At 64.9% G+C, this 14,558-nt stretch carries 15 protein-coding genes; 5 read left to right on the plus strand and 10 right to left on the minus strand.

Going from position 1 to position 14,558, the window contains the following annotated elements; translation table 11 throughout:
* The 8 genes from WBH99_RS04170 to WBH99_RS04205 form a co-directional block, all read right to left on the minus strand.
* Nucleotides 1–1,319, minus strand: a 1,319-nt coding sequence (locus WBH99_RS04170) for a protein kinase domain-containing protein (protein WP_424218859.1), incomplete at its 3' end; no start/stop codon positions are given.
* Between the two features lie 9 nt (nt 1,320–1,328).
* Nucleotides 1,329–2,141 carry a formate/nitrite transporter family protein gene (locus WBH99_RS04175; protein WP_424218860.1) on the minus strand — a complete coding sequence of 271 codons (813 nt, stop codon included), beginning with the start codon at nt 2,139–2,141 and terminating at the stop codon, nt 1,329–1,331.
* A gap of 29 nt (nt 2,142–2,170) precedes the next feature.
* Nucleotides 2,171–2,506 carry a nitrite reductase small subunit NirD gene (nirD, locus tag WBH99_RS04180; RefSeq protein ID WP_424218861.1) on the minus strand — a complete coding sequence of 112 codons (336 nt, stop codon included), beginning with the start codon at nt 2,504–2,506 and terminating at the stop codon, nt 2,171–2,173.
* An 18-nt stretch (nt 2,507–2,524) separates the two neighbouring features.
* Entirely contained in the window at nt 2,525–5,056 is a 2,532-nt protein-coding gene (gene nirB, locus WBH99_RS04185) for a nitrite reductase large subunit NirB (RefSeq protein WP_424218862.1), read from the minus strand.
* Nucleotides 5,057–5,475: 419 nt separating this feature from the next.
* Complete coding sequence (locus WBH99_RS04190; RefSeq protein WP_424218863.1) at nt 5,476–6,735, minus strand: nitrate- and nitrite sensing domain-containing protein; 1,260 nt, start codon at nt 6,733–6,735, stop codon at nt 5,476–5,478.
* Between the two features lie 149 nt (nt 6,736–6,884).
* Nucleotides 6,885–7,013: a hypothetical protein gene (locus tag WBH99_RS04195; protein ID WP_424218864.1), complete on the minus strand. Its 129-nt coding sequence runs from the start codon at nt 7,011–7,013 to the stop codon at nt 6,885–6,887.
* A gap of 113 nt (nt 7,014–7,126) precedes the next feature.
* Nucleotides 7,127–7,318, minus strand: coding sequence for a type II toxin-antitoxin system RelE/ParE family toxin (locus WBH99_RS04200; protein ID WP_424218865.1), 192 nt, complete (start codon nt 7,316–7,318; stop codon nt 7,127–7,129).
* Nucleotides 7,319–8,005: 687 nt separating this feature from the next.
* Nucleotides 8,006–8,356: a carboxymuconolactone decarboxylase family protein gene (locus WBH99_RS04205; RefSeq protein ID WP_424218866.1), complete on the minus strand. Its 351-nt coding sequence runs from the start codon at nt 8,354–8,356 to the stop codon at nt 8,006–8,008.
* Between the two features lie 140 nt (nt 8,357–8,496).
* Between WBH99_RS04205 and rfbB the strand changes: the two genes are divergently transcribed.
* The 5 genes from rfbB to WBH99_RS04230 are packed head-to-tail and all read left to right on the plus strand — an operon-like array spanning nt 8,497 to nt 12,801.
* Nucleotides 8,497–9,618 carry a dTDP-glucose 4,6-dehydratase gene (rfbB, locus tag WBH99_RS04210; protein WP_424218867.1) on the plus strand — a complete coding sequence of 374 codons (1,122 nt, stop codon included), beginning with the start codon at nt 8,497–8,499 and terminating at the stop codon, nt 9,616–9,618.
* Nucleotides 9,615–10,553, plus strand: coding sequence for a dTDP-4-dehydrorhamnose reductase (gene rfbD / locus WBH99_RS04215; RefSeq protein WP_424218868.1), 939 nt, complete (start codon nt 9,615–9,617; stop codon nt 10,551–10,553). The genes rfbB and rfbD overlap by 4 nt, the downstream gene beginning before the upstream one ends.
* A complete protein-coding gene (rfbA, locus tag WBH99_RS04220; protein WP_424218869.1) occupies nt 10,546–11,436 on the plus strand; it encodes a glucose-1-phosphate thymidylyltransferase RfbA in 891 nt (296 codons plus the stop codon). Before rfbD ends, rfbA begins: the two co-directional genes overlap by 8 nt.
* On the plus strand, nt 11,426–11,971 hold the full coding sequence (rfbC, locus tag WBH99_RS04225; protein WP_424218873.1) for a dTDP-4-dehydrorhamnose 3,5-epimerase: 546 nt from the start codon (nt 11,426–11,428) through the stop codon (nt 11,969–11,971). Before rfbA ends, rfbC begins: the two co-directional genes overlap by 11 nt.
* Entirely contained in the window at nt 11,968–12,801 is an 834-nt protein-coding gene (locus WBH99_RS04230) for a symmetrical bis(5'-nucleosyl)-tetraphosphatase (RefSeq protein WP_424218870.1), read from the plus strand. Before rfbC ends, WBH99_RS04230 begins: the two co-directional genes overlap by 4 nt.
* Here the strand turns inward: WBH99_RS04230 and WBH99_RS04235 are convergent.
* Together WBH99_RS04235 and WBH99_RS04240 are read right to left on the minus strand one after the other, a co-directional pair.
* A complete protein-coding gene (locus WBH99_RS04235; RefSeq protein ID WP_424218871.1) occupies nt 12,788–13,507 on the minus strand; it encodes a lysophospholipid acyltransferase family protein in 720 nt (239 codons plus the stop codon). The genes WBH99_RS04230 and WBH99_RS04235 overlap by 14 nt on opposite strands.
* A 53-nt stretch (nt 13,508–13,560) precedes the next feature.
* A complete protein-coding gene (locus WBH99_RS04240) occupies nt 13,561–14,334 on the minus strand; it encodes a GNAT family N-acetyltransferase (protein WP_424218872.1) in 774 nt (257 codons plus the stop codon).
* Nucleotides 14,335–14,558 lie beyond the last annotated feature (224 nt).

Consider the following 14,558-nt stretch of genomic DNA (forward strand, 5'->3'; position numbering starts at 1 on the left):
ATGTACTGCAAGGTGCCGGGGGGCGGCGGTGCGGTCCGGGCGTAACCTTCGAGCAGGCCGGCGACCTGCACGTTGGCGAGGTCGATCAGCTTGACCGTGCCTTGCGCATCGATCATGACGTTTTCCGGGCGCAGGTCGCGGTGCACCATTTCCCGCTGGTGCAGGGCCTGCAGTCCGGCGGCGAGCTGGGTGACGAGCGGGCGGACGGCTTCGAGCGGCGGTTGCGGATGATCGGTCATCCATTGCGCCAGGGTCTGCCCTTCGATGTATTCGAGTGCGACGTACAGGTGGCGGCGCGGCCGTTCGCCGCGCCATGCGCGGACCACGTGGGGATTGTCGAGGCGCCGGGCGACCCATTCCTCGAGCACGAAGGCGTCGAGGTAAGCAGGATCGCTCCCGAGGTCGACCGAGGGCGTCTTGAGCACGACCTGCTGGCCGCTTTCCCGGTCGACGGCCAGGTGCAGGTGGCTGCGCGCGCTGACCTGCAGTTCGCGGACCACGGCGAAGCCCTCGAATTCGCGTCCCGGCACGACTTGCGGCGGCAACAGGCATTCGTTGCGGCACAGGCGGGCATGCGGCGTTTCGTCGTCGGGCAAGGCGTCGATGCGCAGCAGTTGGAGCGTCGCGTCGTCGTCGCTGCCGCGGGCGCGTGCCTGCCCAACCAGCCAGGCCGCGGCGGCATCGAGGTCGTCGCCGTGCGCGGCAAGCGCCTGGCCGATGCTGGCGGCGTCGAGCCCGGCGTAGGCGCCGTCGGTGGCGAGGACGTAGATTTCGCCGACTTCGGCGGCCCAGCAGCGATAGTCGATCTCGACATGCGGGCCGGGGCCGAGCGCCCGCGCCAGGTAGCTTTCGTCGGGGCCGAGCCGAACGCGGTGGTCGCTGCTCAGTTGCTCGAGCGCCTGCGGGTGCAGGCGGTAGATGCGCGAGTCGCCGACATGCAGCAGGTGCAATTCGCGCCCCTTGAGGATCAGCGCGCTGAAGGTGCAGACGTAGCCGCGATCCTTGTCGAAGCGGCCGGCGCTGCGCATGGTCTGGGCGTGCAGCCAGGCATTGGTCGCGCTCAGTACCCGTTCGGCCGAGCGCCGTACGCTCCAGGTTTCGGCGGTGGCGTAGTAGTCGTCGAGAAAGGAACGCACGGCGGTGGCACTGGCCACATGGCTGACGGCGCTGGAACTGATGCCGTCGGCGAGCGCCAGCACGATGCCCTTGCTGCTCCGCAGGTGGCCGGCCGGGCAGCAGGCGCCATGGAAATCCTGGTTCCTGGCGTGTGCACCGGCCAGCGTGTGCTGGCCGATGGCGACCTGAAGCGATTTGCGCATGCCGGACGGTCAGGCGATCTGGCGCTTGGGGGCGGTCTTGTAATGGGTCGAATAGAGCGTGGCGCCGACAAAGGTCAGGCCGCCCACCAGGTTGCCCAGCACGGTCGGGATTTCATTCCACAGCAGGTAGTCCATGAAGGTGAAGTTGCCGCCCAGCATCAGGCCCGAGGGGAACAGGTACATATTGACGATGCTGTGCTCGAAGCCCATGTAGAAGAAGACCAGGATCGGCATCCACATCGCGATCACCTTGCCGGAGACGCTGGTGGACATCATGGCGGCGACGACGCCCGTGGACACCATCCAGTTGCACATCACGGCGCGCACGAACAGGGTCAGCATGCCGGCCGCGCCGAGGGCGGCGTAGCCCACCGTGCGCCCTTCGCCGATATGGCCGATCTTTTGCCCGATGGCGTTCGGTGCGCTGGTGAAGCCGTTGGTGAAGATGATCGCCATGAAGACGGCGACGGTCAGTGCGCCCGCGAAGTTGCCGGTGAACACCAGCGACCAGTTGCGCATCACGCTGCCCCAGGTGGCGCCCGGGCGCTTGTCGAAGACGGCGAGCGGGGCGAGCGTGAAGACCCCGGTCAGGAGATCGAATCCGAGCAGGTAAAGCATGCAGAAACCGACCGGAAAGAGCAGTGCACCGATCAGCGGATTGCCGGTGTTGACCGAGACGGAGACGGCGAAGGCGGCGGCCAGGGCGAGAATGGCGCCGGCCATGTAGGCGCGGACCAGGGTGTCGCGGGTGGACATCAGGAGTTTGGATTCGCCGGCGTCGACCATCTTGGTGACGAATTCGGCAGGAGCGAGGTAGGCCATGGTAGTTCTCCGTTGAGAGGCTGGGGGGTTCAGGAAATTGCGACAAGGACCTTGTCGTCCTCGATCTTGACGGGATAAACACGGACGGAATGGGTCGGGGTTTCGAGGCACTCGCCGGTGTTCAGGTCGAAATGGTTCTTGTAAAGCGGCGAGGCGACGACGATGCGTGTCCCGAGATTGCCGACCAGGCCGCGCGACAGCACGCTGGCGCCGGAGCGCGGGTCGATGTTGTCGAGGGCATGGTAGTCGTCGCTTCCGAGGCGGAAGATCGCGATGTGACGATCGTCGAGCAGGGCACAGACGCCCGTGTTGGGCAGGATGTCGGCGGTCCTGCAGACGATGTTCCAGTGGTCTTGGCTGGTCATGTTTGGCTCCTGTGCGGTTCAGTCAATGAGTGCGGCGGACGCGGCCGGCTGCCGTTCTTCGGCACGTGCCGGCCGGATCTGGCCGCGTTCGCGAACGAAGACGATGTTCTCGTCGGGCGCCGCGCTGTTGATGAAGGTGCGGAAGCGCTGGCGCACGGCCGGATCGTTGACCGCGGTCTGCCATTCGCACTGGTAGCTGTCGACCACGTGCTGCATCTGCGCCTCGAGTTCGGCGGCGATCCCCAGGCTGTCTTCGATGAGCACTTCCTTGAGGTAGTCGAGGCCGCCTTCCAGGCTTTCGCGCCAGGTGCTGGTGCGCTGCAGGCGGTCGGCGGTGCGCACGTAGAACATCAGGAAGCGGTCGATCAGGCGGACCAGCCCGGCCTGGTCGAGATCGGCGGCGATCAGCTCGGCGTGGCGGGGTTTCATGCCGCCGTTGCCGCAGACATAGAGATTCCAGCCGCGCTCGGTGGCGATGATGCCGATGTCCTTGCCCTGCGCTTCGGCGCATTCGCGGGTGCAACCGGAAACGCCGAACTTGATCTTGTGCGGTGCACGCAGGCCCTTGTAGCGATTCTCCAGTTCGATGGCGAGACCGGTCGAGTCGGCGACGCCGAAACGGCACCAGGTGCTGCCGACGCAGCTCTTCACGGTGCGCAGCGATTTGCCGTAGGCGTGCCCGGTTTCGAAACCGGCGGCGATCAGTTCTTCCCAGATCGCCGGCAACTGTTCGACGCGGGCGCCGAACAGGTCGACGCGCTGGCCGCCCGTGATCTTGGTGTACAAGCCGTATTTCTTCGCCACCTGGCCGACCGCGATCAGGCCGTCCGGCGTCACCTCGCCGCCCGGCATGCGCGGCACCACCGAGTAACTGCCGTCCTTCTGGATATTGCCGAGGAAGTAGTCGTTGCTGTCCTGCAGGCTGGCCAGTTCGCCCTGGAGAACGAAATCGTTCCAGCAGGAGGCGAAGATCGAGGCGGCGGTCGGTTTGCAGATGTCGCAGCCGAGGCCGTTGCCGTGGCGGACCAGGAGATCCTCGAAGCTGCGGATTTCGCCGACCCGGATGAGATGGAAGAGCTCCTGGCGGGAGTAGGGGAAATGTTCGCAAAGATGGTTGTTGACCGCCAGGCCGCGGCGCGCCATTTCGGCTTTCATTACCTGGGTGACGAGCGGGACACAGCCGCCGCAGGTCGCGCCGGCCTTGGTGCAGGCCTTGATCGCGCCGATGCTGGTGGCGCCGTCGGCGACCGCCGAACAGATGTCACCCTTGCTGACGTTGTTGCAGGAACAGATCTGCGCGCTGTCGGGCAGCGCGTCCACGCCGAGACCGGGCTTGGCCTTGCCGTCGCTGGCCGGCAGTACCAGGAATTCCGGGTCTTCGGGCAGGGCGATGCCGTTCAGGGCCATCTGCAGCAGCGTGCCGTATTCGTCGGCATTGCCGACCAGCACTGCGCCGAGCAGGCGTTTGCCGTCGCCGCTGACGACGATTTTCTTGTAGATCAGCTTGCTTTCGTCGACATAGCGGAAGCTGCGGCAGCCGGCCGTCTTGCCCTGGGCATCGCCGATGCTGGCGACATCGACACCCATGAGCTTGAGCTTGGTGCTCAGGTCGGCGCCGGCAAAGGCGGCGGCGCTCTCGCCAGCGAGCTGGCGGGCGGCGACGCGGGCCATTTCGTAGCCGGGGGCGACCAGGCCGAACAACTGGTCGCGCCAGGAGGCGCATTCGCCGATCGCGTAGATGTCCGGATCGCTGGTGCGACAGTGATCGTCGATCGCGATGCCGCCGCGCGGGCCGATGGCCAGTGCGTTCTGGCGCGCCAGCTCGTCGCGCGGACGGATGCCGGCGGAAAAGACGATCATGTCGGTTTCGAGATGCGAGCCGTCGGCGAAGACCAGGCGGTGCCGTGCCGTCGCCCCGTCGCGGATTTCCTGCGTGCTGCGGCTGGTGTGGACCCGCAGGCCGAGCGCCTCGATCTTGCTGCGCAGGATGTTGCCGCCGTCGTCGTCGACCTGGACCGCCATCAGGCGGGGGGCGAATTCGACGACGTGGGTTTCCAGGCCGAGATCGCGCAGGGCCTTGGCGCATTCGAGCCCGAGCAGGCCGCCGCCGATGACCGTGCCGCTATGCGAAATCCTGCCGGAGGCCTGCATCGCTTCGAGATCCTCGATCGTCCGGTAGGCGAAGCAATGCTCGCGCTCGCTGCCTTTGATCGGCGGGATATAAGGTGCGGAGCCGGTGGCCAGAACCAGCTTGTCGTAGGGCAGGAGCGTGCCATCCTGCGTCGTGACGGTCTTCTGGCGCCGGTCGATGTGTGCCACCCGTTGCTGCAGATGGATGTCGAAGCGACTTTGCTCGAAGAACTCTTTCCCGGTCAGTGCGAGGTCTTCGGCCGTTTTTCCGGCAAAGAATTCGGAGAGATGGACCCGGTCGTAGGCCATGCGGGGTTCTTCGCACAAGACCGTGACTTCGACGTCCGTCGGCTGGAGTTGATGCAGTTCCTCGAGGAACTTGTGGCCCACCATGCCGTGGCCAACAAGGATAATCTTCATGATCGGTAGCGCCCTCTGCCGCTCGTTGAGGGCTTCGTGCGCTCCGGTGCATACCGGTGATCAGCAGAAGGCCCCCGCAATTTGCGGCGCGTTGTCGGTTTGGAATTGCCGGGCGAAGATGAGACTCACCCGATTCCCGCCGTCATTAGCGGAGGCTGGTACCCAACGCGACCTTGCGTTGGATGGATGTCTTAAAGCATGAGCCGTGCCATTGATCCGAGACGCGGTATGCCGCGAGTTTCCGTCGGGAGATGCGGCGCCGATTCGATTTCTGCACCAAAGTGGCGCCTTGGTGATCTGCTTTGGTGCGTCGTCTTGTCGAAATCAGCCCCCGGAGCGGCGCTTCCTGGGGCGAAATTTATCGGGCCCTGCGGCTGCCTCCGCCTGGGGGCGACTGGCGGGATGGCGGGAAACGGGCTTCAGTCCGTCTTGCCGGGCAGCATGTCGGCCAGGGAGAGGATGGCGTGGGCCACGTCGATGATGCGCCGGTTCTGGTTCATCGCGTTCTGGCGCAGGAAGCGGTAGGCGCTTTCTTCGTTCAGCCCGCGGTGCACCATGAGTATGCCCTTGGCGCGTTCGATCAGCTTGCGCTCTTCGATGCCGGCCCTGGCCGTCGCCAGTTCTTCGGTCAGATTCTGGAGGCGTTCGGATTGCAGGCGCAGCATGTCCACGACGCTCTGCGTCAGTTGCGGTCCGAACCCGGCGTTCCCGAGGTCCGGCATGTCCGCGGTCAGGCGGGTGCTGAATGCGGTCAGGGGCGACAGCGGTGCCGGGCTTTCCTGGCCGGGCAGGCTGATCTCCTCTTGGCCCGACTCCCCGTGGAGTTTGGCGATCTTTTCGCGGCATAGTTGCTGCAGCACATCGGCGAGATGCTTCTCGGCCCGGTGCAATTCGTCCATGCGCGCCGTACAGCAGGCAAACCAGGCTTCGGCCAGCGTCTTGTCGAGGCCGCGGCCGGGCGAGGTCAGCAGTTTGCGCCGCATGCGTTCGAGTTCGGCGAGCGGCAGCGTGGCCTGGAGGGCTTGCCACTCCTTCCGAAAATGGCCGGCAAAGGATTCGAAACGCTGAAAGGACTGCTCCTGCATCTCGATCAGGTATTCGATCGAGTGCAACTGTTCGCTGCCGATCTGCCCGGCGGCGAAGGCTGCGGCGCCCGTCGCGCGTTCCTGGCCGGCAAACTCCTTGCCTTGCATGAGATGGAAGAAGGCAATCAGCAGGCGCGATATGTCCGGGTCGACGGCAACGTCCGCGGCTTCAAAAATCAGGCTGAGCAAGGCGGCGATCAAACGCTTGTAGTGCTCCGAGTTCTCTTCCGGGGTGCAGCGCTGTGCGGCCACCGCGGCCCGTATCCCGGGCAGTTCGTCGAGCGCGTGCAGGGCAAGCGCAATCTTGGTGTACAAACGGGCGCCGCCACTGAAGCCGACGGTACTTTCGGCTTGCTCGAGCCAGGTGCGGACCGTGACATGTGCCGCATCGCTTGCGCCGATCCGCTCCGTGCAGAGCGGTGCCGCGAGTTGTCCCGCCGAGCCGAGAAAGACATTGGAAATGCCGCGCTCCTGCTGCAAGCAGTGGATCAGTTCGTTGACGACAAGCACCAGATCGCAGGTATGCGACAGCTTGGTCAATTCGTTAATCTCGCAGCGGCGTGCAGCGACGAGATAATCCAGCGCAGTGCTCATGTTTGTCCTTTGGCGAATTTAAGGTCAAAGGGGGTCAGGGTCATTTAATTTAAGTACGGCGGTTCAGGCGGCCTGGAAGAAGGAGTCTGCTGCTCTGGCGGCCTATCGGAGCAAGGTGGATTCAGACCTGGAGGGTGACATCATGTACTTTACTCAGGCATGGCCCCGTGGCCTGGTGGATATACCGTATTGCCGTTAAATCCCGCCTCTTCCCGCCTCTTCCCGCCTCTTCCCGGATTTATCTCGCCGCTGCCGCGGCCTTCTTCGATCTCGATCATTTCTGAACTCCTAAGCTGACCTCAATGGCCTTCAAGCGTGACTTGATCAACTCCACATCCGGCTTGGGTGTGGCAATGCCCTGCGCGGATTTTTTCTGGAAGCAATGTACGACCTACACGGCCTCGACATAGCGCACGGCATCGACGGCACGGTAGGCATCGCCCTGGAAATCCTCAGCCACCTCCAGAACACCCGCACCACCAAAGCCTTTGGGAGGTTTGGCATCAGGATGCTTTTGCCCAACCTGCGCCAAATGCAGCGCATAACCGAAGGTATCCTGCACTGCTTCAGGCATGATGGCCATCAGGTCTTTTTTGCTGGGTGCGACCCAGCGCGGGGGTTTGGTTGGGCTTGGTATCCGGGCATTATGTCCATATAGGAATAAGAATTCCAGTATTAAACCTGAATCCGGCCGTTACCCGGTCAATGCGAGCGGCTCTGGGGGGAGGCAGGGCGGGGGCGCTCGGGTGCCCAGGACATCGCGTTTGCCGGGCGCGTTCGGGCTGCTGTAACTCAAGGTGGAGATTAAGGGGCCGCTGTCGAGCCAGGATTCGTAGAGCCCGGTGGTGGCCACGGTGGCGGCCGTAAACCCGGCAAAGAAGGTCAGTTGTGCGTTCGGCGCAGCGCTGGCCGTGGAGTCCTGGCCGTGGAATCCTGGCCGTGGGATCCTGGCCGTGGGATCCTGGCCGTGGGATCCCACTGTACGTGGATTCGACCGCCCGACGTGTCCACCACCATGGCCTGCAGGGCCTGCGTCAGTACCGCTTTTTCCCGTCTTTTGGCTGCATCCATCAGGTGACTCCTGCAAATTCGTTGCAATCGGCTGCCAGTCCAGCATCGCGCAGATTGACCTGAGCTCAGCTGCCGGAAACAGGATGATTCTTTGGGGCTTATGTCGTGCCGCCTGGATGAAGAAGGCTAGCTCTCGGGAAAGCAGCTTGCCGCTTGCCGACGGGACTGGAAAGCTGCTTTCCGCCTCCGGGCGGGGGCTTTACTTCCCGGCGGTGAATTCCTCGTAGGCGCGGATCGCCTCGGCGGCGTACATCAGGGCCGGGCCGCCGCCCATGTAGGTGCAGATCGCCAGGGTTTCCATCAGCTGTTCGCGGCTCACCCCGAGGCGCACCAGGGCCTTCACATGAAAGCCGATGCAGCCGTCGCAGCGGCTGGTGACGCCGATCGCCAGGGCGATCAGTTCCTTGTCCCGTTCGGACAGGGCGCCCCCCTTCATGGCGGCCTTGGAGAGGCTGTAGAAACTCTGCAGGGTTTCCGGGGCTTCCTTGCGGAAGGTTTCCAGAGCTCTGGCAATGTCGGTGGTGAGGGTGGTGAAGGATTTGCTGCTCATGGCGGCTCCTGGTTCATTAGAAAACCCTGATGATAAGGATTTTGCCGGCCGCTGACCAGTCCGCCGACCATTCCGCCGGCCAGGCTGCCGGATTTGCCCGGCCCTGGCTTAGAATGGAAGCTTCATTTGGGAGGACCGCCTTGATTCTCGTAACCGGCGGCGCCGGCTTCATCGGCGCCAATTTCATTCTCGACTGGCTGCAAGTGACGGACGAGCCCGTGCTGAATCTGGACAAGCTCACCTACGCCGGCAATCTGGAAAATCTCGCGAGCCTTGCGGGCGATGCCCGATATGTGTTCGTCCAGGGCGACATCTGCGACCGGCCCCTGGTGGAGCGCCTATTGCAGCGTTACCGGCCGCGCGCCATCGTCCACTTTGCCGCCGAGAGCCACGTAGACCGCTCCCTACATGGGCCGGAGGCGTTCCTACGTACCAATGTCGATGGCACCTTCACCCTGCTCGAAGCGGCCCGGGCCTATTGGTCCGAATTGCCGGCCGCCGAAAAGGCCGCGTTCCGCTTTCATCAGGTGAGTACCGACGAGGTCTATGGCAGCCTCTCCCCTGAGGCGGCGCCGTTTACGGAAGCGCATCCCTACCGGCCCAACAGCCCCTACTCGGCGAGCAAGGCGGCGGCCGATCATCTGGTGCGGGCCTGGCACCGCAGCTATGGCCTGCCGGTGCTGACCAGCCACTGTTCCAACAACTACGGCCCCTACCACTTTCCGGAAAAGCTGATCCCCCTCGTCATCGTCAATGCCCTGGCCGGCAAGCCCCTGCCCATTTACGGCGATGGCCAGCAGGTGCGGGACTGGCTCTATGTCGGCGATCATTGCGCCGCCATCCGGCACATCCTGGCAGCCGGCAGGCCGGGGGAAAGCTATAACGTGGGCGGCGGAAACGAGCTGGCCAATCTGGACATCGTGCAAAAGGTCTGCGCCTTGCTCGATGCCTTGCGGCCCCGGCCCGGTGGCGAGTCTGGTGGCGAGTCTGATGGCAAGTCTGATGGCAAGTCTGATGGCAAGTCTGATGGCAAGTCTTATGCCCGCCAGATCCGCTTCGTGGCCGACCGCCCTGGCCACGACCGGCGCTATGCCATCGATGCCAGCAAGCTCGAGCGCGAGCTCGGTTGGCGGCCGGCGGAAAGCTTTGCGAGCGGCCTTGCAAAGACCGTGCGCTGGTACCTCGATCATCCCGACTGGGTGGCCCGGGTCCAGAGCGGCGCCTACCGGGACTGGCTGCAGACCCACTACGGCGAGCCATGAACGCCGCCATCCTCCTGACCGGCATGACCGGCCAAGTCGGTTTCGAGCTGCAGCGCGCCCTCGCCCCGCTCGGGCCGCTGCTCGCCCTCGACCGCAAAGCCTGCGACCTTGCCGATGGCAAAGCCCTGCGGCAGAAGGTGGAGGCGCTGCGGCCGGCGATCATCGTCAATGCCGCCGCGTACACCGCAGTCGATAAGGCCGAAGCCGAGCCGGACCTCGCCATGGCCATCAACGGCGTGGCACCGGGCCTGCTTGGCGAGGCCGCCGCCGAAATCGGGGCCCTCGTCGTGCATTATTCGAGCGACTACGTCTTTGATGGCAGCAGCCCCCGGCCCTACCTGGAGAGCGATGTCCCGCATCCCCTCAATGTCTATGGTCGCAGCAAGCTGGCGGGCGAGCTGGCCCTGCAGGCGAGCGGCGCTCGGCATCTGATCCTGCGCACTTCCTGGGTCTATGGCGCTTTTGGCAGCAATTTTGCCAAGACCATGCTGCGCCTTGCGGCCGAGCGGGAGCAACTGCGGGTGGTGGCCGACCAGTTCGGCGCGCCCACCTCGGCGGCCCTGATCGCCGATGTGACGGCCCAGATCCTCGGCCAGTATCTCCGCCAGTATCTCCGCCAATACCTCGCCCTGGGGGCGGCCGGGGATTTTCCCGGCGGGCTCTACCATCTTACGGCAGGCGGCGAGACGAGCTGGTATGAATACGCCGCCACGGTGATTGCCGCGGCCCGGGCGGCGGGCCGGCCCTTGAAGCTTGCGGCGGATGGTCTCTTGCCCATTGCCAGCCAGGACTACCCGACCCCGGCCCGCCGGCCCGCCAATTCCCGCCTCGATACCCGCCGCCTGAAGGCAGACTTCGGCCTCGAACTCCCCGACTGGCGGCAGGGCCTGGCCCATGTATTGCAACAGATGTTCTGTGAGAAAGCCCATGCGTAAAGGCCTCATCCTCGCCGGCGGTTCCGGCACCCGGCTCTACCCGGCCACCCTGGCCGTATCGAAGCAGCTTTTGCCGATCTTCGACAAACCGATGATCTACTACCCGCTCTGCACCCTGATGCTGGCCGGGATCCGCGACATCCTCGTCATCTCCACCCCGCAGGACACCCCCCGTTTCGAGCAATTGCTCGGGGACGGCAGCCAGTGGGGCATCCGCCTGGCCTACGCGGTGCAGCCCCGCCCCGAGGGTCTGGCGCAAGCCTTCATCATCGGCGCCGACTTCATCGCCGGCGACCCTTCCGCCCTGGTGCTGGGAGACAATCTTTTTTATGGCCACGAATTCCACAAGCTGCTGGCAAGCGCCAACCAAAAGACCTCGGGCAGCACCGTGTTTGCCTATCATGTCCAGGACCCCGAGCGCTACGGGGTGGTGGCCTTCGATGGCGCCGGCCGGGCCACCAGCATCGAGGAAAAGCCGCGGCAACCGAAGTCCCATTACGCCGTGACCGGGCTCTATTTCTATGACCCGAAGGTGGTCGAGATCGCCCGCAGCATCCGGCCTTCGGCGCGGGGCGAGCTGGAAATCACCGATGTCAACCGCCATTACCTCGAGCGGGGCGAACTCTCGGTCGAGATCATGGGGCGGGGCTATGCCTGGCTCGACACCGGCACTCACGAATCCATGCTCGAAGCGAGCCAGTTCATCGCCACCCTGGAGCGGCGCCAGGGCCTCAAAGTGGCGGCGCCCGAGGAGCTTGCCTGGCGCCAGGGCTGGATCGACTCCGCCGCGCTGGAAGCCCTGGCCCGGCCCCTGGCAAAGCATGCCTACGGCCGCTATCTCCTACGTCTCCTCGAGGATGGGGGGCTTGACGATGCAGGTTGAAAAACTCGACCTTCCCGGCTTGATCCTGCTCGAACCCCGGGTGTTGGGCGATGAGCGCGGCTTTTTCTTTGAAAGCTACAACCGCCGCCGCTTTTTCGAGGCCACCGGCCTCGACCCCGATTTCGTGCAGGATAACCACTCCAGGAGCGCCCGGGGCGTGTTGCGCGGCCTCCATTACCAGATCCGCCAGCCCCAGGGCAAACTGGTGCGGGTGGTGCAAGGCGAGGTGTTCGACGTGGCGGTGGACCTGCGCCGCGCCTCCCCCGGCTTTGGCCGCTGGCAGGGCCTGGTGTTGTCCGCCGCCAACAAGCGCCAGCTCTGGATTCCCCCCGGCTTTGCCCACGGTTTCCTGACCTTGAGCGAGACGGCGGAATTCCTCTACAAGACTACCGATTATTACGCGCCCGAGCATGAGCGCTGCCTGGCCTGGAACGATCCCGAGCTGGGCATCGAGTGGCCCCTGCAGGCGCCGCCGCTCCTTTCGCTCAAGGACCAGCAGGGCCGCGCCCTCAACGATGCCGAGGTTTTCCCATGAGTACTTACGCCATCGGCGACATCCAGGGCTGCTATGACTCCTTCTGCCGCCTGCTCGACCTCTGCCAGTTCGATCCGGAGCGGGACCGCCTGTGGCTGGTGGGGGATCTGGTCAATCGCGGCCCCCATTCCCTGGAAACCCTGCGTTACGTGCGGGGCCTGGGGCCGGCGGCGGTGACCGTGCTGGGCAACCACGATCTGTACCTGTTGATGGTGGCCGAAGGCAAGGTCGCCAAGCGGGGCAAGGACGATACCCTGCAGCCCATCCTGGATGCGCCGGACCGGGATGAACTGCTGGCCTGGCTGCGCACCCTGCCCCTTTGTCATGTCGAGCACGGCCATTGCCTCGTCCATGCGGGGCTGCTGCCGCAGTGGTCGGTGGCCCAGGCCCGGGCCCTGGCGGCCGAGGTCGAGGCAAAGCTGCAGGGTCCGGATTATCCCAACTTGCTTGGCAGCCTCTGGGGCAGCCGGCCGACCGCCTGGTCGAACAAGCTGAAAGGGGCCGACCGGCTGCGGGTGATCGTCAACGCCATGACCCGGATGCGCTTTTGCACCTTGAAGGGGGAAATGAATTTCGAGGCCAAGGGCAAGGTGGAAAACGCGCCCAAGGGCTGTGTGCCCTGGTTCGATCTGCCCGGGCGCAAGAGCGCCAATCAGGTGCTCGTCACCGGGCACTGGTCGGCCCTGGGGCTGAGGGTGCTGCCGAATCTGCTCACCCTCGATTCCGGCTGCCTCTGGGGTGGCCATCTTTCCGCCGTGCGCCTCGAGGATCGGCAGGTGTTCCAGGTCGATTGCTGTTCCGGCGAGGGGCGGCAGCTCAAGCCGGACTGAGGTTTTCGCCGGAGAGTCCCAGCCGGGCCACGATCGCGGCCCGGGCGGCCTGGGCCAGGGCCTTGCGCTGGGCCGGCTCTGGCGCCAGGGGCGGGCAGGCCTCCAGGCGGGCCACCAGTTGCCGGCAGGCGAGAATGCTCTTCAGGCTGCTGCCGATGCTGATGTCGCCATCGTAGCGGGGCGCCAGGCTGCGCGCCCCGTCCGGGGTGTAATAGGCGATGGCGAGGGGAGCCACCGGCCGACCGGCTTCGAGGGCGGGTTGCAGCAGGGCGCTGTGAAAGTGCAGCACCCGGGTGCCATCGCTGGTCGTGCCTTCGGGAAAGATCACCACTTCCTTGCCGGCCGCCAGTTTTTCGGCGATTTCTCCATGGATGAGGCGGGCGTGGCCACGGCTGCCCCGGCGCAGGAAGACCGTGTCATTGACGGCGGCGAACCAGCCGATCAGCGGCCAGCGGCGCACTTCGGCCTTGGCGACGAAGGCGGCCGGAAAGGCGGCATTGATGACGAAGATGTCGAGCCAGGAAATGTGGTTGGCCACCACCAGGCTGGCGGGGGGCAGGGCCACCAGATCCGTTTCCAGGCGGATGTTGAGGATCTGCAGGATGTCCGCCGACCAGCGCTGCTTCAAGGCCATGCGGCGCGCATCCTTGCTCCAGGGATAAATCAACAAGATGGTGAGGGAACCGCGCAGGAACAGGGCTAGCACCAAGAGCAGCCGCAGCCCGCGCAGGAGGTGTGGCGTTCGAGTGTCGATGGGTTTCAGTTTTGCGGTACCTGGAAATGTTTGGCATAGCGGCTATCTACCCGGGCTATGGAGATGAGGATGGGTAGGTCGGCGGTGTTGAAGTCCGGGTCCCAGGCCGGTTCGCCGCAGATCCAGGCGCCGGCGCGCAGATAGCCCTTGATGAGCGGCGGCAGGTCGGCGGGAGCATCCTGACGCAGGGCGGCCAGGGGCAGCGGGCAGCGGGGGAAGACCCGGTATTCGAGGGGGCTCAGGTAGCTCTTTTCGCCGTGCGCCAGACGCTGGTAGAGGCTGGCGGCAGCATGGCCTCCGTCGGCCATGCTGATCGAGGCGCAACCCATCAGGTAGTCGTAGCCATTGGACTGCATGTAGTGCGACAGGCCTTGCCAGAGGAGCGCAATGGTGGCGCCGCTGCGGTAGTCGGGATGAACGCAGGAGCGGCCGATTTCCACCAGGCGAGGGCGCAGGTGTTGCAGGCGGGTCAGGTCGAACTCCCCTTCCGAGTAGTAGCCGACCCGGCGGGCATTGACCGGGGAAAGGATGCGGTAGGTGCCCACCACTTCGCCGCTGTCGTCGTCGCGTACCACCAGATGCTCGCACCAGCGGTCGAAGATGTCCTCATCGACGCCAGGAATGCGGTTGGACAGCTTGGCGCCCAGCTCGCCGGCAAAGACCCGGTAACGCAGGCGCTGGGCTTCGAGAATCTCGTCCTTGTCCGTGGCGAGGCCGACGGAGAGCTTCGGGCGGGCGGGCTTGATGGCTTTTTGCAGGCGGCGATCGAGGGCGTCCATGTTCATTCCTTTTGTCTCGGTTTGTGGGATGAACTGTAGGGAGCCCATGTTACAGCGCTGTTGCGGATTCATGACGAAAAAATGAAAACCGTCCCGCAGGGCGCTCGGGATGGCGTGCTGTGGCTGGGTTTCAACGGCTGACCCGGGTCTCGCCCTGGCCACTCAGGACCCGCACCCGTTCGCCGGGCTGGAAGCGTTCGGCACCGCCCTGGACGATGCTGATG

Source organism: Azovibrio sp. (assembly GCF_049658005.1).
In the GTDB taxonomy this organism is placed as follows: Bacteria; Pseudomonadota; Gammaproteobacteria; order Burkholderiales; family Rhodocyclaceae; genus Azovibrio.